Annotated in this window: 19 protein-coding genes, 2 tRNA genes and 2 rRNA genes; 5 read left to right on the forward strand and 18 right to left on the reverse strand. The window is 48.7% G+C overall.

Annotated features, from left to right (window positions below; all coding sequences use genetic code 11):
* The first annotated feature begins 119 nt into the window (after positions 1-119).
* Entirely contained in the window at positions 120-587 is a 468-nt protein-coding gene (locus tag ACFSUC_RS10820) for a hypothetical protein (RefSeq protein ID WP_379929600.1), read from the forward strand.
* Between the two features lie 100 nt (positions 588-687).
* Here the strand turns inward: ACFSUC_RS10820 and ACFSUC_RS10825 are convergent, their stop codons facing one another.
* Positions 688-1,461, reverse strand: coding sequence for a sporulation protein (locus tag ACFSUC_RS10825; RefSeq protein ID WP_379929601.1), 774 nt, complete (start codon positions 1,459-1,461; stop codon positions 688-690).
* A 231-nt stretch (positions 1,462-1,692) separates the two neighbouring features.
* Here ACFSUC_RS10825 and ACFSUC_RS10830 point away from each other — a divergent pair, with 231 nt between their 5' ends.
* Positions 1,693-2,412, forward strand: a complete 720-nt coding sequence (locus tag ACFSUC_RS10830) for an HAD family hydrolase (protein ID WP_379929603.1) — start codon at positions 1,693-1,695, stop codon at positions 2,410-2,412.
* A gap of 65 nt (positions 2,413-2,477) precedes the next feature.
* A tRNA-Pro gene (locus ACFSUC_RS10835) sits at positions 2,478-2,554 on the forward strand.
* A gap of 113 nt (positions 2,555-2,667) precedes the next feature.
* Here the strand turns inward: ACFSUC_RS10835 and ACFSUC_RS10840 are convergent.
* Positions 2,668-3,120: a DUF441 domain-containing protein gene (locus ACFSUC_RS10840; RefSeq protein WP_379929604.1), complete on the reverse strand. Its 453-nt coding sequence runs from the start codon at positions 3,118-3,120 to the stop codon at positions 2,668-2,670.
* A 181-nt stretch (positions 3,121-3,301) separates the two neighbouring features.
* Here ACFSUC_RS10840 and ACFSUC_RS10845 point away from each other — a divergent pair, with 181 nt between their 5' ends.
* Complete coding sequence (locus ACFSUC_RS10845) at positions 3,302-4,102, forward strand: alpha/beta fold hydrolase (RefSeq protein WP_379929605.1); 801 nt, start codon at positions 3,302-3,304, stop codon at positions 4,100-4,102.
* 135 nt (positions 4,103-4,237) lie between these two features.
* Here ACFSUC_RS10845 and ACFSUC_RS10850 read toward each other — a convergent pair whose 3' ends face one another.
* Together ACFSUC_RS10850 and ACFSUC_RS10855 are read right to left on the reverse strand one after the other, a co-directional pair.
* Positions 4,238-5,527, reverse strand: a complete 1,290-nt coding sequence (locus tag ACFSUC_RS10850) for a hypothetical protein (RefSeq protein ID WP_379929606.1) — start codon at positions 5,525-5,527, stop codon at positions 4,238-4,240.
* A gap of 189 nt (positions 5,528-5,716) precedes the next feature.
* Positions 5,717-6,793 carry a hypothetical protein gene (locus tag ACFSUC_RS10855; RefSeq protein WP_379929607.1) on the reverse strand — a complete coding sequence of 359 codons (1,077 nt, stop codon included), beginning with the start codon at positions 6,791-6,793 and terminating at the stop codon, positions 5,717-5,719.
* Positions 6,794-6,969: 176 nt separating this feature from the next.
* Between ACFSUC_RS10855 and ACFSUC_RS10860 the strand changes: the two genes are divergently transcribed.
* Positions 6,970-8,127 carry an LCP family protein gene (locus ACFSUC_RS10860; protein ID WP_379929608.1) on the forward strand — a complete coding sequence of 386 codons (1,158 nt, stop codon included), beginning with the start codon at positions 6,970-6,972 and terminating at the stop codon, positions 8,125-8,127.
* Positions 8,128-8,216: 89 nt separating this feature from the next.
* On the opposite strand, the gene ACFSUC_RS10865 is transcribed toward ACFSUC_RS10860, so the two are convergent.
* The 14 genes from ACFSUC_RS10865 to ACFSUC_RS10930 all read right to left on the reverse strand — a co-directional run.
* Positions 8,217-9,191 carry an FTR1 family iron permease gene (locus ACFSUC_RS10865; RefSeq protein WP_379929609.1) on the reverse strand — a complete coding sequence of 325 codons (975 nt, stop codon included), beginning with the start codon at positions 9,189-9,191 and terminating at the stop codon, positions 8,217-8,219.
* Between the two features lie 130 nt (positions 9,192-9,321).
* Positions 9,322-10,851 carry a copper amine oxidase N-terminal domain-containing protein gene (locus ACFSUC_RS10870; protein ID WP_379929610.1) on the reverse strand — a complete coding sequence of 510 codons (1,530 nt, stop codon included), beginning with the start codon at positions 10,849-10,851 and terminating at the stop codon, positions 9,322-9,324.
* Between the two features lie 43 nt (positions 10,852-10,894).
* Positions 10,895-12,061 carry a hypothetical protein gene (locus ACFSUC_RS10875; protein ID WP_379929611.1) on the reverse strand — a complete coding sequence of 389 codons (1,167 nt, stop codon included), beginning with the start codon at positions 12,059-12,061 and terminating at the stop codon, positions 10,895-10,897.
* Positions 12,062-12,276: 215 nt separating this feature from the next.
* Entirely contained in the window at positions 12,277-12,846 is a 570-nt protein-coding gene (locus ACFSUC_RS10880; protein ID WP_379929612.1) for a DUF421 domain-containing protein, read from the reverse strand.
* Between the two features lie 185 nt (positions 12,847-13,031).
* Positions 13,032-13,193: a small acid-soluble spore protein P gene (locus tag ACFSUC_RS10885; RefSeq protein WP_379929613.1), complete on the reverse strand. Its 162-nt coding sequence runs from the start codon at positions 13,191-13,193 to the stop codon at positions 13,032-13,034.
* Between the two features lie 182 nt (positions 13,194-13,375).
* A complete protein-coding gene (locus tag ACFSUC_RS10890) occupies positions 13,376-13,723 on the reverse strand; it encodes a hypothetical protein (protein WP_379929614.1) in 348 nt (115 codons plus the stop codon).
* A 156-nt stretch (positions 13,724-13,879) separates the two neighbouring features.
* Positions 13,880-13,969, reverse strand: a tRNA-Ser gene (locus ACFSUC_RS10895).
* Between the two features lie 106 nt (positions 13,970-14,075).
* Positions 14,076-15,356, reverse strand: coding sequence for a serine--tRNA ligase (serS, locus tag ACFSUC_RS10900; RefSeq protein ID WP_379929615.1), 1,281 nt, complete (start codon positions 15,354-15,356; stop codon positions 14,076-14,078).
* A gap of 119 nt (positions 15,357-15,475) precedes the next feature.
* The gene (gene pdxT, locus ACFSUC_RS10905; protein ID WP_379929616.1) at positions 15,476-16,045 is read right to left on the reverse strand and encodes a pyridoxal 5'-phosphate synthase glutaminase subunit PdxT; all 570 of its coding nucleotides are present in this window, start codon (positions 16,043-16,045) and stop codon (positions 15,476-15,478) included.
* Positions 16,046-16,146: 101 nt separating this feature from the next.
* Positions 16,147-17,031, reverse strand: coding sequence for a pyridoxal 5'-phosphate synthase lyase subunit PdxS (pdxS, locus tag ACFSUC_RS10910; protein ID WP_379929628.1), 885 nt, complete (start codon positions 17,029-17,031; stop codon positions 16,147-16,149).
* 136 nt (positions 17,032-17,167) lie between these two features.
* The gene (locus tag ACFSUC_RS10915; RefSeq protein ID WP_379929617.1) at positions 17,168-18,481 is read right to left on the reverse strand and encodes a D-alanyl-D-alanine carboxypeptidase family protein; all 1,314 of its coding nucleotides are present in this window, start codon (positions 18,479-18,481) and stop codon (positions 17,168-17,170) included.
* Between the two features lie 219 nt (positions 18,482-18,700).
* Positions 18,701-20,158 carry an IMP dehydrogenase gene (gene guaB / locus ACFSUC_RS10920; RefSeq protein ID WP_379929618.1) on the reverse strand — a complete coding sequence of 486 codons (1,458 nt, stop codon included), beginning with the start codon at positions 20,156-20,158 and terminating at the stop codon, positions 18,701-18,703.
* 387 nt (positions 20,159-20,545) lie between these two features.
* Positions 20,546-20,662: ribosomal RNA gene (rrf, locus tag ACFSUC_RS10925) — 5S ribosomal RNA — on the reverse strand.
* A 113-nt stretch (positions 20,663-20,775) separates the two neighbouring features.
* Positions 20,776-20,872: ribosomal RNA gene (locus ACFSUC_RS10930) — 23S ribosomal RNA — on the reverse strand; the annotation flags it as partial.

Consider the following 20,872-nt stretch of genomic DNA (forward strand, 5'->3'; position numbering starts at 1 on the left):
AAATAATAGGCATCTATCTCTGACTGGACTTCATGCTATCAATCTCCTCTTGTTCCTAATGAACGCATACACAGCTTTTAAATTTCTCTTTCAATTTCTTTTTCGTCATGCTCTATTTCTTGCCGATCGTTCTATCTGCTTATTTGCTTACTACTCCTCCAGCTCCCTTGTTTCGAGATCCTAATATTGAATATGAACCCGACATTTTACTTGGCATCACTGCACTGATCTATTCCCTGTTCATGCTCGCCATTATGGTCTTGAACATTGTTGTGCTTTGGTGGGTCTCTAACATCAAAATGTATCTTCTCAAGATCATTCTCGTCACGGCCATCGGCTTTGCTGCCCATCATTTTTATTTTTACTTTCCCTCTATATCCAAGGAGGAAGCGATTGAACTTGGAAAAAAAGAAATGCCAACAGACGCTAATTTGGAATATATTCGCTGGGACAGGTCGCAAAAACACTGGTACATGATTTTTTCATTTAAAGATCGACATACTTGCATAAAAATTACAATTGAACATTATGGTAGCATGAATATTGCTTCTGGTAATTGCTATACATTTTCAGAGTTTCAAGAATGATTCACAGTTACTTTCTTTTTTATCTGATATACAGTCCACTCCAACATAAAAGAGCCCCTTATAAAAGGGACTCTTCATTACATAATATGATCCTCAGACATTAAATCATAGACTGCAGGAATTGATTGAGCTTGTCAGCGACACCTTGAGGGCCGACTTCAAGATCCTCCGCAGACACGAACATCCGATGCTTGGTTTCATCCATATCCAGCGCTTCTGCAAACAATCCGGAAAGACCTCTGGCTGCCCGGTCTACTTCCACAATAAACTCCAGCCCGTTTGGCTGCGGCATGAATATGAACTCCAGTTCATCCAAATGCCCGCGGAAGTGTCCCGTTGGTACAAACTCATACTCCTGGATAAACGGCAAGGAGCGGCCGTACTTGCCGGTATATTCGTTCTGTGTCTTCTTCAAGTGGAAGCCTAAATGATTCAAGGCATCCAGAATGGTAGCCACATATGGATGCGGCAGCACTTCAATATAATCACGATCCTGCGGATCTACCGCCATATCAATATCCAGATCAGTCTGAATCCAGATTGGAGTTCTGCCCAAAGAGGAAGGAGTTTCAATCGGAAGGGGGATGGAAAAGGGAATCTCATGATTAGAGCCAGCCTTCACCAACAGGTGGTCAGCCACCTGGTATTTGACGATCTCCGCAGAATGCTTGAACTTGTGGTCATCCCTTTCACGAAGATATTCGGTCTTAACCGCAATATTCATTCGTTCCACCTGTTGATCGACTTTGCCCCCGCGAATATGAATAACGCCATTTACTTCTTCACCAGGCACCAGACGATCCCGCTCCAGTCTGGTATCCACCTCCATATTTCCAATCCCTACACTTGCCATCACTTTTTTAAAAAAAGACATGATTTGACCTCCTACAATTGAAATCTTCCACTTGCATGTTCTGTACAATTCGCCAGCATGAAGGGAAATCCTGCTTGTTTTGTCTCTATGAGATACGCACCAGCAGCAGGATCGGTTTCAACTGTGTGAAGCCCTTCTGCTTTATTCCCCATAATTACTAGCAAATCCAGTCCCGAATCCCTTTCAATTTCCTTTATAATAGAGAAGATGACACAGAGGGGGACCTGATATATGTATCAGCACTATATTTTTGATCTGTACGGCACGTTATTTGATATTGAAACGTATGAAGAAGACTTGAAGGTGTGGGAGGAATTGTCGATCTACTTGTCCTATTACGGATTCTTCTACACACCGGTCCAGCTAAGATTGAAAATTGAGCAGCACAAGCAGTTGCAGCTCGCAGACCGCAGTGAGCTTTTCACCCATCCCGAATATGAAATGGAGCATTGCTTCCAGCAGCTCACCAATGAGCATGGAGAATCGATTGATGCCGACCTGGCGGAATCCTGTACCAAGCTGTTTCGTTCGATGACCATGCATCGCCTGCAATTGTATGAAGGGGTGATGGACATGCTGGAAACCCTCAAGAAAAGAGGGAAATCCATCTATTTGCTTTCCAACGGACAACGGCACTTCATTGAACCGGAACTGAAACTGCTCGGCATCGCAGACCTGTTTCACGACATCGCCATTTCATCGGTGGAAGGCAGTTGCAAGCCGGATCGTGCTTTCTTCGAGACCCTGCTTCAGCGCAATCAGATTGAGGTCCATGAGGCGATCATGATCGGGAATGATGCCACCACCGACATTGCCGGGGCACAAGGCATCGGGATGGACGCCTGCTACATTCATTCCAACAGTTCCCCGGACGTAAGCAAGGAAGAGGTGACCTGCAAGCATCAAATCTGGGATGGTCGCATCGAACAAATTTTAGAGCTGGAAGTTTAATTCGTGAATTTTTTATGACAGGTCTTTTCATTTGGCTCTGGCTGTAATATAATAAGTATTGCTGTCGGGACGTAGCTCAGCTTGGTAGAGCACCTGGTTTGGGACCAGGGGGTCGCATGTTCAAATCGTGTCGTCCCGACCATCCTTCGTCTTTTTATATAACCATAATACTTACAATGTGGAAGAGGCACTTTGCATAAGCAAGGTGCCTCTTTTGTTTGCTGCCTATACTTGATTTACTTTCAAGTATCTTTGTTATCCCTTCCCCAGCAGCATCGCCAGAATGCCCGCTGCGATAAGTGGCCCTACGGGCACCCCTTTGAACAGGGCCACACCGAGAATCGTCCCTACGAGAATGCCTGTCACGATCATCGGATTAGCTGTCATCAGCGCCACGCCACGGGAGCCGAGGTAGGCCACCAGAATGCCGACCACTACCGCCAGAAGAGACTGCCAATTCGTAAAGCTGCGTGCGATCTCGTGCAGCGTAATGCGTCCACTGGCAATTGGCGTCATCACCCCGATCGTCAGGATGACAATTCCCACTGTGATTCCGTGTTTCTCTATATAAGGAAACCATTTATGCAACTGGAGCACCCGAAGCAGCACCAGGACGAGCATGGCAATCGTAATCGTCATATTTTTGCTAATGACCCCCAGTGCAGCCAGCAGAAGCAGCAGCAGAGCGGGAACATCGAAGCCTATCATAGATTTGTTCTCCCTTCAATCGTCTTCATGCCCGATGGAGGGCATGGTACCCTTCTATCTCAACCTTGATGAATCTATACCCCGGTCAGAAAGTGCTGACCGTCTTTTTGCATTTGTGCACTTCGAATACTATCATAACACGTAAAGACATTGTCCCCTAAAATGAGAAAGGAAGTGCCTTATGTTGAATAGAAAGCAAATCAATACCGGTCATCATACCTTGTCCATCGCCGATGTGGGGGAAGGGCCAGCCATTGTGCTGCTGCATGGATTTTGTGGCAGCGCGGACTATTGGGAGCCTGTCGTAAATCGCCTATCTTCCTCCTATCGTTGTATTGTACCGGATTTGCATGGACACGGACAATCACCCGCTCCCGCTTCTCCCTACACACTGGAGGCGATTGCGCATGACGTGTACCACATCCTGGACCAGTTGGATATACACCGCTTTATCGTACTCGGGCACTCCCTCGGTGGCTATGCTACGCTGGCCTTCGCGGAGGCTCACCAGGAAGGATTGGCGGGTATGGGCTTGATCCATTCTACGCCTCTGCCTGACACCGATGAAGCGAAGCAGAATCGCTTGAATGGTGTCGAAAACATACGTCGCGATGGCATCCGCAGCTTTGTCGATCAGCTCGTTCCGAAGCTGTTCGCCCCTGAGCATGTGAAGACCCTCTCTGATCAGGTGGCTCATGTCAAGGGAATCGGGTATGAGACGAGTGCCGAAGGGGCTACCGGCATGCTGCATGCGATGCGTGCCCGCCCTGACAGACAGACGGTCCTCTCTGCATCCTCTGTGCCTGTCCTGCTTGTAGCCGGCGCAGACGATCAGGTGATCCCGCCAGAGAAGACGCATGTCGTTCAAGGTGACCCTATTCAATCCCACACGCTTGCCAACTGCGGGCACATGGGAATGTTCGAAGCCCAGGAGGAACTGACAGCTCACATCAAACAATTTGCTGACCATTGCTTCAAATAGGCGCAAATCTCATCAAGCAGATCCCAACCACCTCATCAGTTCATCCCTGCCATAAACATCAAAAGGAGCAGCGTGTTCATCACGTCTGCTCCTTTCACTTCTTCCCCAACGTCCTGCGTCCGTTGTCCCTTCAGCTTACAAATCAAAATCGGATAGGGTAAGCACGGTAAAAGGCTGATCGAGCTGTTCTTTAACCGCCTCACGATATGCCGTATCCGTCATCAGTTGCTGTACCCACTTCTCGGTGATGGCAAGCTCTACATCTGTCGTTGGGTAGCGAAGTACAGGCTTCAATCGACTCCTCGTATCAGATACCAGCAGATCCTCAAACGGCAGGATCAGGGAATCTTCAGCAGTCACAACCTGCGCCTCTCCCTCCGCATCTCTATGTACCTCTGCATCAGGATCTCCATTTGTGTCCGTCTCTGTGTCCGTATCTAGCTGTGAGTCTGGGTCTGACTCTGTTGGAGCAGGACGCTCCAATACAAAGTGATCCTCCTGCACATCTGCTACGATCCAATTCCGATCCATTCCCTCGTCATGCGTATAATGAAGCTCGAACAGGGGGTTTGCGAAGGGATTCGGTATGAAATCTTCTATTGGAACTGTACCGGTAGCCCCACCCGGTCCTTCCACCTGGTATTCCCCATCCTCTTCTCCGATGATCCATACCCCAAACCTGAAATCAGCGTAGGCTGTACGGCCGGGTATCACGAGACCATCTCGAGCCTGATCATCCTCATAGCGCATGAGGCGATCCTTTCTCATCCAGCGGTGATCAATATAGCCGGCATCTCCGATCAGAAAATCCACTTCGACCCAATCGTCAAATTCTTTCTGGATCTGTACGACCCTTCCCTTTTCCAGCTCGAAGCCATACGGCTCTTCCTGTTCCGGATAGAGGTAAAATGAGGTCTGTTGCTTGACGATCATTTCATATGGGGTCACCTCGACCATTTCTTGCGCCTTCTCCATTAACATCCATGCAGGGACCCAGCCTTGCTGACGGGTTGTCCGCACTTTGACCATCTCTTCCTCCGGCGCTGCGTCGATGATCTCCACCTGCGTTCCCTGCTTGAGCTCATCCACATAGGAAACCGCCGTCTGCGCATAAGGCTGCTCGTACAAAATTACCGTCGCAGGCAACGCCCGCTTCTCTCCATCAGTCAATCCCCACTCGGTTTCCAGGTATGTTTGCTTGGCAACTTGCTCATCATCGACCGTATCGTCCGTGGTCTCGTTTGTTCCTTCTTGTGTGTCTGAGCCACCAGCAGAAACAGCCCCCGATGTGTTAGCCTTTGCCGATCCTTGCTCGGCATCCTCATGATCACCGGAATCGCAACCAGACAGCACAAGCATCCCCACTAGCCACAGGACCGCCAGCGTAAACACCAGGATGGTACGTGTTTCCCTGTTCCTTCTCAACGATATCTCCCTCTTTCATTCCAATCCAATTCGATCTCTTCGTTCCAATCCATGGCAATAAGCTGTCATGGATATCACGCATAGCCTTTTCTAAAAGACTCCGAATAACAAAAATCCCCCGCCACTCAGGTCACCAGGACGCCGATTGGCAGGAGATCAGTCAGTAGACTTCCCTGTAAGAAGTTTTCATTAGAATTGCAAGCCTTGCCCCATAAGCTCACTGAATTGATCCATGGTCAGCACATCGTCACCTTCAGGAATGCCAATTTCGAATTCCACATCTTTGTTCATATCCGTCATTTTCTGCGAATAGTTGAAGATGATCGTCTCTACTTCGCTATCGGCTGTGTTGTCCCCAAGATTGAAATTGAACTCCATGTATGGAATATGATAATCTTCGTCGAGCGCGGTCGTGATGCTGATATCGTTAATCGCTACTTCTTCCTTGATCTCCGCTACGCCCTCTTTAATTTCTTCGATATCCATTTCTTCCAGTTCTTTTTTCGCATCTTTCAGTTCCGTAACTTCTACACCCAACACATCGGCATATTCTTCCTTCATAAGCACATCAAAAACAGCTGGAAGAGCTTTTTGTACCAACGTCGTGATCGCTTCTTCCACATTGTCTTCCTTCACCTGGAATTTAACAACCTGGTCAGCTTCTACCCCGGAAGGAAGCTTCACATCATCTGCGCTATAGCTGCTGAAGTATGTTTCTCCTTCAAATTTCCCCATGAACGCATCAAAAATCTCGGCACCCATTTTTTGCTGGGTTTCCATATCGATTTGCGGTGCAGCTTCTTCCCCGCTCATTTCTGCCAGCTCATCCAGATCAATCTCGATGAATTTGCCTGTCGCTTCTTCCGGAATGAACATTGCCAGCATCGGAATGTTCGGCACTTTTACATACACTTTTTTCTCGGTGACAACCATCGGTATGCCAACATTCAAGTCGCCCATATCCAGGTTCAAAGTCATCTCTGCCTGCATCGGGTCTTTTTGATAGGCGCCGGCAATCGTCATGGTCGTGTTGCTGAACATGTTCATCGCCATCTCTGCAGCAGGATCATTCTGCAGCACTTCCGGTGCAGCTTCCACTTTCAATTTCATCGTTCCCTCAAAGCTATACGAATCAAGCTCCATCGCTGCGTTCATAGCTTTTTGCAAGGCATCTTTCGGCTCCAGTTCCTCTTTGCTTCCGCAGCCTGCCAAGGCAAATGTGAGCATCAGCATGAGCGCTGTAAACAAACCTACATATTTTTTCAATCTAGTTTCTCCTCTCATAATGACAATAGTATCCCTTCTCCATCCTATACAGGAAAACCTAGAAAATCAACCCTTTTTTGTTGGTAGCGCTTGCGGAAAGGACAGACTACATGCAACTCCAACGGAATGAATATCGTCTATTAGCATGAACAAGCCCGAGAGGAGTTTATTTTCGTATGACAAGATTGCAAAGCTGGTATCGTCCCAAGAGATGGTTCTGGATCACGGCTTGCCTGTTCGTTTTCCTGGCTGCCGCGGTCATTACTAAACTGTACATAAGCCTTGGAAATACTCATTTGGATACGTCGAATCCGCTCGTAGAAGAAACCGTAGCAGCGCAGTTCTTCACCCCTTCTCCACCAGCAGACGGAGCTGACACCGATCAGACAGCAAAAGCCGAAGATTTCTATGCCCTCCTGATCGGGATCGATGCACGGGATCAGCATGTCAGTCTCAATACGGATACGTTGCTGGCGGCCCATGTCATTCCGCAAACCGGACAGATCAAGCTGGTATCACTGCCAAGGGATCTGAGAATCGATGCTCCGTTTCCCGATGTGAAAATCAATGCCGTTTTCGCAAAAGGCTATTCCCAGGCCCGACTGCTCGCTTCCGAAAATCCCGCGCTGGAAAGCGACAAGCTGAAAAGCGACAAGCTAGAAAGCGACAAGAAAATATCCTTTGGCGACCGCCAATTTCCTGAAGCCTATCTCCGTTCAGGGATGGTCCTGACCAGGGAAGCTGTAGAGCATGTACTGGAAACCGAGATCGACTACACCTTTCTCGTCCATTTTCAGACCCTCGTCTCGCTTGTCGATGAAGTGGGCGGCGTTGAGATCAATGTCGATCGGACGATGCAATACGATGCCGATTTCGATGATACCCATATTCACCTGGAGCCGGGTTTGCAATTGCTCGATGGAAGGAATGCACTGAACTATGCCCGTTTCCGTCTCGATGACCGCGGCCCTGCTTATGATTCCAATGATTTCGAGCGAGCAGCCAGACAAAAACAAGTGGTGACAGCCCTGATCGAGAAGCTTCACAGCTGGAACAGCTTGCCCAAGATGTTTGACCTGATGGATGTGGTGACCCGCAATTTGAAGACAGACATGACCAATCGTACAATGCTCGCCATGGTCACGAAATATTACGGGCAATTTTCCGGCGCAGCGGTTGTCCATCTTCCTTTCAACGGCTATTGGGAATACCCGAATGTCGTCATTCCAGACGATGAACTGGCCGAACTGCGGGCCAACTTTGTCTCCACTGATGAAGTTGAGACCCCGCAGCAAATGGCCTTGCAGGAGGATGGAGTCTCAGCTTTTCCATAAGACCATGAAAAAGCCACCTCCAGGGTGGCCTCACAGGTTCCTGGAAGTGGCTTGCAATCGGGATGGTTCATTCGGGTATAGAGAGGGAGCTATACAGACGGCTTGGTAGCAGGCTGAGTCGTTACAGAAGGCTTCACAGACGGCTGGTCAGTCTGTGTCGCACTGCGCCCTTTCCGGCGTGCATACCAGCCAGCCAGCAAGAAGGCAAACAGATAGTATCCCCAATAGAACACAAACTGTTCAACCGATGGATTGTGCGTATAGCCAAACATCGCGCTGAAGAAAATGCCAACCTGACCACTGATCACCGTGTCATTTCCCGTATCTCTCGCATAATGTGCTTCATCATCCGGATGCTCCGGCATGAATCCTTTCAAATCGTAAAGCTCGCCGACCTGACCGCCCGGGGTCATATGGACACTCTTCATATAGCCCATATCCTGCATCATTCCGACTGTGTTGGACAACAGTCCAGCCGCAATGAAGACAATGAAGATACTGGTTAGCTTGAAGAAGGAAGAAATGGAGATGCGCCTCGCACTCTTGAAGAACAGAAGCGAGATCGTGACCGCAGACAGCAAGCCTAGCCAGGCTCCCCAGCTCAAAAAGGCTTTAGTAATATCGCCGTTACTGATAGCGGCAAAGAAAAATACCGTTTCTACGCCTTCCCGCATGACCACGAGATACGAATGGATGATCATGTTGGCAATGCTGCCCGTCGTCAGAATCTGGGCCAGCTTGGCCTCCATGCTCTTTTTCTGATCCTTGCGCTGACCGACCATCCACAATACCATGTGCGTCAATAAGAATACGGAAACAAACAAGACGCCGAACCGCAAATAAATACTGCTCTTCAATCCGCCATAACCGACAAATACAATCTGGAACAGGAAGGCGACGAGAATCGCCGTCAGGACGGCTAAAAACACCCCAACCAATACCCACTTGTTCCATTTCTTTGCGCCGACACGATTCAGATAAGTCATGATGATGCCGACAATGAGCAAGGCTTCCAGCGCCTCGCGGAATGTAATCAAAAATGCTGAAAAATGTGAAAATGCCATGCTGCTTCCCCCTCTACCCTTTCCCGATCCCCATCTTCAACTTAAAACAGGGAAACACCCATGATGCAGGCTCCTCCGTTCGCGTGCTGTCCGAAGAATCTTCATGGATGTTTCCTGCCCTTGCAGATGATTAGAACAAGATGACGGTGCTTACACCTGCATCTTTTTGATAATATACTTTCGTGCCAAGCAGCTCTACCAGGCCGCGAAGCGGAATGTACAGACGATCATCCTTGATGACAGCTGCTTGATCCAGTACGACGGCTTCTGCTGCACCATTTACGGTCACATTCATCGAACCGACTGTCATTTCAATCTTGTCTGAGCCTTTGGTTACTTGCACTGTTTTGGTTTCTTTATCGTAGTCTACCTGCGCGCCAACGGCTTCGGAAATCATCCGTACAGACGCCATCGTGCGGTTCGTAGCAGGCTCGAGGTAGTTTACCAGCTCATTGTACGTTGTAGCTGATCCGTTCTTCTTGATCTCCTTGGACCCAATGACAAAGTTTACACCCGCATATGCAGACAATGCTTGTCTAATCGCTGCTTCTGATTCGGACTTGGCCGTTACGTCCCACTCGCCTTCTGCAATTTTGTTCACAGCTTGATAGTAGGCTTCTGTAGAAGCGGACAACTTGGCGAAAGCATCAGCATCAAAACGATGGGTATGAATGATTTCCAGCGCCCCTACGAACGTAATGCCTTCTGCAGCCATTTCCAGCGCTTTTGCATCATCTCCTGCATCAAGAGCAGCTTGTGTTTTCTCCAGATATTCATTGATTTTGACAGCTAGGCTCTCTGCCAGCCAAGCTTCAACTTGCTTGCCGTCCAGCAAGGACGCATCCTGATGAGCAAATGCCGCTTGAATGGCATCGGCTGCTGTTTTGGAACCCTTGCTCAAGGAATTGTAAATCGGCATGAAGAAGAAATAACCTTCCGTCTGCTGAATTTTCATCGTGTCGATTTCATTTGCTTCATAGCTGGCATTGGCCTTCTCTGCATATTGCGCAGTAGCGAGGACATACACCTTGATCAACGTTTTGTCGAACATTTGGCGAGCAACTTTATAGTTGGTGAGATTTCCTTGTTCAAGAGACAATTGCAAATATGGAATGATGATCGTATTCAGTTGATGCTGGGTCAGCGTACCTAGTCCGCTATCCCGTTTGCCTGCCGTTACCCCGAGAGAACCGGCATACAATTCAATTGCCTGATCCAGTGCTACCTGGGCAGTCTTGGTATCGCCTGCTTCAAGCGCTTCTACCGCAACCACCTTTGTCAGATGGGTGATCTCGTCATAGAAGAACCACTGAAGCCCTTTATCTACCGCTTGCTTGACTTGACCTGCGCTAAACTGGCCTTCAATACCGCCCTCAATCAATTGAGAAATCAGCGTATCGATGGTTTCATTCCGGCTTTGTACAGCAGCCTGAATCTTGGCTTCATATACAGCCTTCACCTGATTGAGATCGGCTTGTTCTGCGCCTGCCAAGGTTTTCAACTCTTCAAACACTTCCAATTGATTTTGCTGAACCGTTGTGTCGGACTTGAGCTGGAATTCTGTTTCCCCAGAAACCGCTGCAAATCCGGATACAGCAGAAAACATCAAGATAAGTGCCAAACTTACTGCGGTGAAGCTTTTCAATACCTGTTTGTTCATGTCATTCTCTCCCCATTTGATATATGTTTTGAACATGCACTTGCTAAAATTTAAACCATCCTTTACGAAGACCGAGGAATACGACAATGCCACCGATCAGTACGACTGAACCAATGACGGTTGCCGTGACTACCGGGTTGATCTTATTGTTTTCCAGCGGGGCATCAGCGAAGGCATTCTCCGTCTCGCCTACTTCAGATGCGTCTGCCACAGAAGCAGTTGTTTCTACCTCTTCCAGCTCATCTTCGACCGATTCAGTTTCCAATTCCTCATCTTCCTGCGCGGCTGTTCCTTCATCCCCATCCACGACAGGTTCTTCGGAAGCTGTATCGCCTGCTTCCCCATCTTCGGTCGATTCGCCCTCAGCGTCACTGGCAAGATCCGTCGGCTCTTCATCAGATGCATCTGCATCCGTATCGGAGTCAGGGGATGTCGCAGTTGGATTTGCTGGCTGATCGTTCTTGTCGGACTGCTTAGACGTGTCAGACGATGAGGTATCGGTTTTGGCTGGCGGGTCTGGCTTGGCTGGAGTCGGCTTTTCTTGCTCCGGCTCCGGCTTTGGCTTTTCTTTCTCTACAGGAGGCGGAGTCGGCTCCTTGGGCTTCGCAACGGGAACGGTAAATGGAAACAGCGGCTTCAGCTTGCTTGAAATCAGGTCCATACTTTCATTCAGCTTCTGCTCATCCTTCTCTACCTTCCCAACCCCGAACAAGCCGGGATTTCCGAGCGCTTCCAACGCTTCATCAAATGCGGTGCGAACGGAGCTGGTTACCTTGCTGCTGCCCACATACGGCTCCAATACGTCGAAGGTTCCGAGTGCTTTCGCCAACAAGAGCTTTTGCTTCGCATAATCGTCGCCCGTACTGCGAATCGACTTGAAGCGACGCTCGATATTGGACACCAGGATGGATTGATAATTGGCTTCGAAAGCTTTTGCATCCTGATCCTGAATGTTTTGCTCCAGTGCTTTTGTTTTCTGTGAGCCGAATTCCAGCTCGAGCTCGCCTTTATGTACAAGGTAGATATCCTTGACACTTTTCCAGTTTGGTGGATTTTGCTTCAACTTGGCCGACATATCCACATAAGCCTCTGCGATCGTTTCCTTATTGGGATCCCCATAGCTGTATGCCCATGCAGAAGGCGCGGCTATCAGGCTTGCGATCAGGAACATTACAAGGATCGGCACCAGTTTGTTCATTTTAAATTGCAATTGTGTCTCGCCTCTTTCCTCTCATACGGACTGCCCAGGTTGTCTGGATTCCGCTGTCATCTCTCATCGAAAATGATATGAGAATGATTTTCACTGTCATGTTCAAAACAATGATAATCATTTTCAATGCTCACGTCAATACTTTTCTGTAATTGGATTTGACAAGTTTATGAATGATCTTTGACAGGTAGAGGTGGATGAAGCTTGATCGTTACTCACTGCAAGCGCTTCGGGACGGGATTTGCATGGCTGTCATTCTTCACTTCTTCAAACAGCGGAGCGGAAGGTGGTGCATGAGAAAGCTGCTCCATATAGGCTCTGAATTCCCGCAAGGTAAGGGGTTTGGCCTCTGGATACAGTTCATAGCCGAGCATCCCGTTCACTTCCAATGTAGCGGTCTTCACATCTGTGATGGCCCCGATGCCATGTTCACGCAACCTGATCTCCAGCTGATCCACGGTCATTCGCAGTTTTTTCAACTGCTTGTCCTGTATGACCCCATCTGATATCACGAGGCTTGCCTTTCCATTCAGCCACTGATCCACTTGATTGAAGCGCATGGTCAGCCACTCTGTTACGATTAAGACGCCGATAAAGGTGGAGGCCACCACCACCGCATTCCAAACTTTGTCCTGGTTCAGCGGCTGGACAATCGTGGTTCCGATCGAAATCATAATGACCGTCGTCATGACACTCATTTGTGAAATGGATTTTCGGCCTGCTATGCGCAGTAAGATCATGCCGGACAGCACGAGTATGACGGCATTGAAGATCATGTTCAACATGGACAATCCCTCCTCCAGTCTCCGGTCAAGTTTCAGTTCTGATTATTGCACTTGGAAAATGTCGCTTCCCTCATGATAGGACAAAAACAGCCTTTGAGAAGAAAGCTGTTCTTTCCCCTCAAAGGCCGTATCCACTTTCTTATCCTGTCTTCTTCAAGACTTGCGACATCGTCTTCGACGTAAAATTAACGATGTCCTGAACCGGAGCTCTGCTGGTTCTGGCGGGAATGATTGGCGGTCTTCGTTTTCTTCGAGCCGGACAGCGGGCCATCTCCAATCACCGTTTCTGCATTGTGCCGATTGGTGAGCTCGTGCGGATTTGGCGGGGTATACATCTTATCATTCATGCCTGCAACCTCCTCTTCTGATCAATACGACCCGTAATCTCAGGCATCCTGTGTACTCCAGGTACGCTCAGGTACGCTTAGGTACTCTCAGGTACGCTTAGGTACGCTTAGGTACGCTCAAGTACGTTCAGGTGTTGGGTACGTGCAGCTACACTTCTCTTCAATGCGCTCAGGCACACGGTCTAGGCATGGGTCAAATGCTGAACACCCTGTGCGCATTCATGGATATGGCGAATGTATTCCTTCACGAAATGCTGAATGTGCTCACTTCTCTCATCAATCGCATCATGCCCTTGCTGGACATCGACCAGATCGACTTTCACCTCACGTTCATCCAGATATGTGCAGTGGAAGTCAAAAGAATACTGCGTCCGTCCTGCCATATCAATGGTAATATGCAAACGGTCGGGATGGACGGCGTCCAGTTCAATTTGACAGCTGTCTCCCTCTTTAAGCATGTCAGGCAATGTCGATTGCCAAGTCTGCAGCAATTGGTTGCGATCCACATTTAAAACGGATGTTGTCGTCATCTGCAAACACCTCCACACCCTTTAATCTGCCAACCCGTCTGCTGTTTTATTCGAGCGATACCAGGGGGAGGACCACACAAATTTGAGCATAAAAAAAAGAGCATTTCTGCTCTTTGTATGTAGACCCTATCATCTTCACTTTAGCTGGAACTTAACTGGCGGAGAGGGTGGGATTCGAACCCACGGAAGAGTTGCCCCTTCGCTGGTTTTCAAGACCAGAGCCTTCAACCACTCGACCACCTCTCCATATGAAAAAGCTCTTGTCCCCGTCATTTTCGTGTTGTGTCAGTCATGGTGTTTAATAACGGTGACAAGGAGCAGTATAACACAGAATGGAATCGCAAATCAAGCACTAGTGCATTGCCAATTTTTCTGCACCATTCATATAAGGAATCAGCGCTTTCGGCACCGTCACCGACCCGTCTTCCTGCTGATAATTCTCCAGGATGGCAGCTACCGTTCTGCCGATAGCCAATCCTGAACCATTCAGCGTATGCACAAATTCAGGCTTGCCTTGTGCGTCTCTGCGGAAGCGAATGTTGGCTCTGCGCGCCTGATAATCCTCAAAGTTGCTGCAAGAAGATATTTCACGATACGTATTCATGCTTGGCAGCCACACTTCGATGTCATATGTTTTCGCTGCGGAGAATCCAAGATCTCCGGTACAGAGTGTCATGACGCGATAAGGAAGCTCCAGCAGCTGCAGCACTTTCTCTGCATGACCTGTTAAGCTCTCCAGTTCCTCATAGGACTGTTCAGGTGCCACCAGCTTGACCATTTCAACCTTGTTGAATTGATGCTGACGGATGAGTCCTCTGGTGTCTCTCCCGGCCGATCCCGCTTCGGAACGGAAGCAAGGCGTATAAGCGACATAATATTTCGGGAGATCCTCATTGGTAAGAATATCTTCACGATGATAATTGGTAACGGGTACCTCCGCGGTAGGAATCATGTAATAGTCGGTTTCACCAACTTTGAAGGCATCTTCTTCGAACTTCGGCAGCTGGCCGGTTCCCACCATGCTGTCACGATTGACCATCAGCGGTGGCAGCATTTCCGTATACCCGTGCTCCGTGCTATGTAGGTCCATCATAAAATTGATGAGTGCACGCTCTAGCCTGGCGCCCAGCCCTTTATAGAAAACAAAGCGTGAGCCGGTCACTTTGGCAGCAGCTTCAAAATCGAGAATGCCGAGCGCATCGGCTACATCCCAGTGCGGCTTAGGCTCAAATCCATAGCTCTTGGGCTCGCCCCATTTGCGAGCTTCTACATTGTCATCCTCCGATGCTCCAACGGGAACACTTTCATGCGGAAGGTTTGGAATGCCCAGTACCAGGGGCTGAAGCTTTTCTTCGATGTCCCTGATTTCCTCATCCATCTGTTTAATTTGATCAGATACCTGCCGCATCTCCACGATCAAGTCTTCGGCATCTTCTTTGGCTTTTTTCTTTTTGGCGATATCCTGGGAAACGGTATTTCTACGGTTTTTCAGCTGTTCAACCTGCTGCAGCCGCTCTCTGCGCTGCTGATCAAGGGTAGTAAACTGCTCAATCTCCTCTAAGGAAGCACCCCGATGCGTCAGCGCCTGCTTGACTTGGTCCGTTTCATTTCTTAATTTCCTTGCGTCTAACATATCCATTACCTCCTTGAAGGAGTTTATTTGCTCCTGTTTGGCCTGTTCCCATCTTACTTCAATATTGGACGGAAAGCACCTTTTTAGAGTAAAAGGTGCTTTCCGCGTTCAAGGGATATTTATTTGTCATTCAACATATCTACAAAATAGCGATGCATGCCGATGTCGTCTGTCAATTCCGGATGGAAGGATGCAGCAAGCAGTTTTCCTTGCCGCGCAGCTACGATCTGTCCTTCAAATTCCGAGACGATCTCTACCTGATCCGACACTTCCAAAATGAGCGGAGCACGGATGAAAACAGCCCGAACGGTGTGATCCAGATCCTTCACTTGCAGATCGGCCTCAAAGCTTTCCCGCTGGCGACCGAACGCATTGCGCTGAACCTTCATATCCATCAGCCCCAAATGTGGTTGTGTCTGGCCGGCAATTTCTGTGGCAAGCACAATTAGACCGGCACAGGTACCAAATATCCCTTTTCCAGCAGCAGCAAATTGCCGCAGCTCATCGATAAATCCGTAAGTATGCATCAGTTTTCCGATGGTGGTGCTCTCTCCCCCAGGAATAATGATGCCATCTATCTCCTGCAATTGCTCCACTTTCTTGATTACGACACCTTCCGCACCTGCCTGTTCGATCATGCGAACGTGCTCGGCTACGGCTCCTTGTAATGCGAGTACCCCGATTTTCATGCGTTACCCTTCTCTCTTTCCTTACCGTACATCCATGATCAATCACACATGATCAATCGCAAAATGGCTTGTCTTGGATGATTGCTGTATCGATCTCTTTCTTACCAGCCGCGATCCTGCATACGCTCGGAAGCGTGCAACTGGGAAATTTCGATCCCTTTCATCGGATTGCCAAGTCCGGTTGAGACTCTTGCAATCAGCTCATAGTCCTGATAATGCGTGGTCGCTTCCACGATCGCTTTGGCAAATTTCTCGGGATTGTCGGATTTGAAAATGCCTGATCCAACAAACACACCGTCACAACCAAGTTGCATCATAAGTGCTGCGTCCGCTGGTGTGGAAACGCCGCCTGCTGCAAAATTAACGACGGGCAGCTTGCCGTTTTCATGCACATACATAACCAGGTCATACGGCGCACCCAGATTTTTGGCTTCAGTCATCAGCTCATCGCGGGACATGTTCTGAATCTTACGAATTTGTCCTTTGATAATCCGCATATGACGAACAGCTTCTACGACGTTGCCTGTTCCCGGCTCACCCTTGGTACGGATCATGGACGCGCCTTCTCCGATACGGCGCAGGGCTTCCCCAATATCTTTCGCGCCACATACGAACGGAACGGTAAAGCTGGCTTTGTCGATATGGTACACTTCGTCCGCTGGCGTCAACACTTCACTTTCATCGATGTAATCCACACCCAGGGATTCCAGTACCTTGGCTTCTACATAATGTCCAATTCTGGCTTTGGCCATGACCGGTACCGAAACGACCTTCATGACTTCTTCTATAATACGAGGATCTGCCATACGGGATACGCCACCGGTTGCCCGGATCTCCGCAGGAATCCGCTCGAGTGCCATTACAGCTGATGCACCTGATGCCTCTGCAATCTTCGCTTGCTCTGCATTCATGACGTCCATAATGACGCCACCTTTTTGCATTTCTGCCATCCCTCTTTTAACGCGAGAAGTACCTGTTTCCATGATTGTCTTCCTCCCAATTTTCTATCTGATAAAGTTCATGTATTTGCACGATTTTCAAACTACTAACATGGTATTTTACAACATCAGGTATAAATATACAACCAATTTACTCGGTTATTCCGTGTCTGTTCCCCGAAAATTAAAATAAATTTTTAATTCCTTCAAACAGACTGGCGAAAAAGTTGGCTATCGCCCGCATCAGCAGCTTGAACCAACCTGCCTTCTCCGCATCCTCTGCAGCGACCAGATCGACTTTCTCGACTACTTCTCCGACCGGACCTGCATAGGTGACGGTTACCTCGCCCACTTTATCGCCTTGCTTGATCGGGGCAACCAGTTCTTCACTGGTTGGGGAAGCCGTAATCTGAATGTTTTCTTCTGCTTCTCCCTTGCGAGTGACCAGGGTCACGCCCTCACCTGTGACAACTGGCAAATCGGTATCCTTGGCTTTCTTCACTTCAACGGTCTTCAAATCAGCCAATTCAGACTTCGCAGAAAGAACCGTATTCATTTCGAAGTTATTATAACCATAATCCATCAGCTTGCTGGTCTGGTTAAACCGATCCTCAATCGTATCGGCATGCATTACCACGCTAATCAGTCTCATGCCATCTCGCTCTGCGGTACCTGTGAAGCAAAAGCCCGCCTCATCGGTATGTCCTGTCTTCAATCCGTCCAATCCTTCATAGGCATATAGCTGTGAAAAGTTATTGTTGTATTCCTTCCAGCCCTCCAGCATCCAGTTCCAGTTATCTAGTACCTTGGAGTTGGGGTCATCCTCATGCAGGGTCGCACGCGGGATCTTGGAGAACTCTAGCGCCTCAGGGAAATCATGAATCAATTTTTGTGCGAGCTTGGCTGTGTCGCGTGCTGAAATGACAGTTTCACCCGGCACATCAGGTGCATTTTCCTTCAAGTCTTCCTCGTTATCCAAGCCGGTGGCATTGGCAAAATAGGCGGTATCAGACAAGCCGATCTCCTTGGCTGTCTCATTCATCATATTGACAAAGTTGGTTTCATTGCCCCCTACATATTCGGCCAAAGCCACTGCGGCATCGTTGCCTGAGAAGATAATCATGTTGCGAAGCAAATCCTTGACTTTATACTGGCGTCCCTCATCAAGTAGCTGTCCGGAGCCGATCACGGTGGCGGCATATCGACTAATGGTAACCGAATCTTCATAGGAAATCTGTCCATCCTCAATGGCTTTCATGACCACATACTCTGTCATCATTTTGGCCATGCTCGCAGGCGGTCTAGCCTCATCCGCATTCATTTCATACAATACTTGTCCTGTGTTTGCCTCAATCAGGATGGCGGATTTAACCTGAAGGTTCAGTGACTCCGATTCTTCTGCTAAGGCAGACTGCGGTGCAGCCATTCCCCCCACAAATAATGACAACATGAGTGCTGTGCATACGATACCCATCCATTTGTTCCATTTTTTCTTCACGGTTATTCTCTCCCTGTTCATTTTCATCATACCTATATATAACGAATGAGCGTCCACAATTGTTCTCACAACGGTCTAATTGTAACACATGGATGGGTGCAAAAAAAGACAGGGAATGATTCCCTGTCTTTTCGCTTCGTCTTGTTCCACAGGCCCTCTACGGGTATGCCTACCGGTTGTCAGGCCTATGTTTATATCGGATTTATCTGTGCATATCTCTTACAAGGAGTAGTTCGGTGCTTCCTTCGTGATCTGTACGTCATGTGGATGACTTTCACGAAGACCGGCATTGGTAATCCGAACGAATTGTGTATCATTTTTCAGTGCTTCAATATCAGGAGCTCCACAATAACCCATTCCTGAGCGCAATCCCCCGATTAACTGGTAGATCGTATCGGCAAGAGGTCCTTTGTAAGCCACGCGACCTTCAATCCCCTCAGGTACCAGCTTGCTTTCATTTTCCTGGAAGTAGCGATCCTTGCTGCCTTCCTTCATGGCACCAAGTGAACCCATTCCCCGATATACTTTGAAACGGCGTCCCTGGTAAATTTCTGATTCACCTGGAGATTCTTCTGTACCGGCGAACAAGCTGCCAATCATGACCGCACTTGCGCCCGCGGCAATCGCCTTCGGAATATCTCCAGAATATTTAATGCCTCCGTCTGCAATAATCGGCACGTTATATTTCCGTCCTACACTGGCACAATCATAGATGGCCGTAATTTGCGGAACCCCGATTCCAGCAACGACGCGGGTGGTACAGATTGAACCTGGGCCAATACCGACTTTCACCACGGAAGCTCCGGCTTTGATCAGATCTTCTGTTCCTTCTGGCGTGGCGACATTTCCCGCAATGATCGGCAGGTCAGGATAAGCGGTTCTTAGCTCTGAAACGAGGGCCAGAATATTCACATGGTGTCCGTGAGCTGAATCCACGGTTAGGATGTCCACACCGGCCTGTACGAGCGCTTCTGCACGCTCCATTGCGTCTTTGGATACTCCTATCGCCCCGCCTACCAGCAAACGCCCCTGAGCGTCCTTGGCGGCCTGTGGGAACTGGATCGCTTTCTCAATATCCTTGATCGTAATAAGACCTTTCAATTGCATGTTGTCATCCACAATCGGCAGTTTTTCGATTTTGTGTTGCTGAAGAATCACTTCAGCCTGTTCCAGCGTCGTTCCTACCGGTGCTGTCACCAGGTTTTCCTTCGTCATCACCTGATCAATGGTGATCGAGTAATCATGCACAAATCGCAGGTCCCGATTCGTCAAAATACCGACCAGTTTGTTATGCTCGTTGACAATCGGAACGCCTGAAATGCGAAATTTGCTCATTAACGATTCAGCATCAGACACTTTATGATCCGGTGTCAATGAGAAGGGATTGGTAATGACTCCGCTCTCCGAACGCTTCACCCGATCGACTTCTTCGGCTTGCTGCTGAATGGACATGTTCTTGTGAATCATGCCTACGCCGCCTTCACGCGCAATGGCGATAGCAAGCTTGGATTCCGTTACCGTATCCATCGCCGAACTGACAAAAGGAATATTGAGCTTAATGTTCTCTGTGAGCTGAGTGGACACGTCAATCTGTTTGCCGAACACTTCTGATTTACGGGGAACAAGCAACACATCGTCGAAGGTTAACCCTTCCTTACCAAATTTGGATTCCCACACAATTACACTGCCTCCTTGTTTGATTACAATTATTCGCTAACGATAGATGATTATTGGAACAATATTAACAAAAGGGCAAAAATCGTGTCAAGACAAAGGTTTCAGGTTCTTCAAGATGAAAACGTATTCTTCACAAAATCCACAATAAACGTGGGGCTCCGGCCCTGCCCAACACCCTCTTCTTGTGCTCCGACCCTTTCCCACACCCTCTTCTTGTACTTCGTACAAATGTCGGGCTTTGGGATAGGGTCTCCGCTGGATGGGGGAGGATTGACGGGCAGGACCTCCGCTTGAAGACAGAGGAACAAAGTGGGCCGACCTTCGCTGAGGGAGTATTGAAGATCACAAAAAGAGACCGTCCTGTTGGATCGGTCTCTTTCTTCTTTGGCTTGGCAACGTCCTACTCTCCCAGGACCCTTCGGTCCAAGTACCATCGGCGCTGGAGGGCTTAACGGTCGTGTTCGGTATGGGTACGCGTGGTACCCCTCCGCCATTGTCACCAAACCTATTTCATTAGAAGTCGCGGTGCAGCTTGCACTTGCTCCTTCAAAACTGAATGCGAAAGGTTTAGGTATGAATCAGGTACTGCTTCCTCCTGCTTGGTGCAGGAGTTGTGTTGGGATAAGCCCTCGACCGATTAGTATTCGTCAGCTCCATGCATTGCTGCACGTCCACCTCGAACCTATCAACCTTGTCGTCTACAAGGGGTCTTAC

Origin of the sequence: Marinicrinis sediminis, assembly GCF_042685085.1 — a bacterium.
GTDB lineage: Bacteria > Bacillota > Bacilli > Paenibacillales > KCTC-33676 > Marinicrinis > Marinicrinis sediminis.

Bases quoted from the DNA above. Each gene is read 5' to 3' on its own strand.
- ACFSUC_RS10825 (WP_379929601.1), bottom strand. From the start codon at position 1,461: ATGTCTTTTTTTAAAAAAGTGATGGCAAGTGTAGGGATTGGAAATATG.
- ACFSUC_RS10870 (WP_379929610.1), bottom strand. From the start codon at position 10,851: ATGAACAAACAGGTATTGAAAAGCTTCACCGCAGTAAGTTTGGCACTT.
- pdxT (WP_379929616.1), bottom strand. From the start codon at position 16,045: ATGAAAATCGGGGTACTCGCATTACAAGGAGCCGTAGCCGAGCACGTT.
- serS (WP_379929615.1), bottom strand. From the start codon at position 15,356: ATGTTAGACGCAAGGAAATTAAGAAATGAAACGGACCAAGTCAAGCAG.
- ACFSUC_RS10830 (WP_379929603.1), top strand. From the start codon at position 1,693: ATGTATCAGCACTATATTTTTGATCTGTACGGCACGTTATTTGATATT.
- ACFSUC_RS10865 (WP_379929609.1), bottom strand. From the start codon at position 9,191: ATGGCATTTTCACATTTTTCAGCATTTTTGATTACATTCCGCGAGGCG.
- ACFSUC_RS10880 (WP_379929612.1), bottom strand. From the start codon at position 12,846: ATGTTGAACATGATCTTCAATGCCGTCATACTCGTGCTGTCCGGCATG.
- ACFSUC_RS10840 (WP_379929604.1), bottom strand. From the start codon at position 3,120: ATGATAGGCTTCGATGTTCCCGCTCTGCTGCTGCTTCTGCTGGCTGCA.
- ACFSUC_RS10860 (WP_379929608.1), top strand. From the start codon at position 6,970: ATGACAAGATTGCAAAGCTGGTATCGTCCCAAGAGATGGTTCTGGATC.
- ACFSUC_RS10845 (WP_379929605.1), top strand. From the start codon at position 3,302: ATGTTGAATAGAAAGCAAATCAATACCGGTCATCATACCTTGTCCATC.
- ACFSUC_RS10885 (WP_379929613.1), bottom strand. From the start codon at position 13,193: ATGAATGATAAGATGTATACCCCGCCAAATCCGCACGAGCTCACCAAT.
- ACFSUC_RS10890 (WP_379929614.1), bottom strand. From the start codon at position 13,723: ATGACGACAACATCCGTTTTAAATGTGGATCGCAACCAATTGCTGCAG.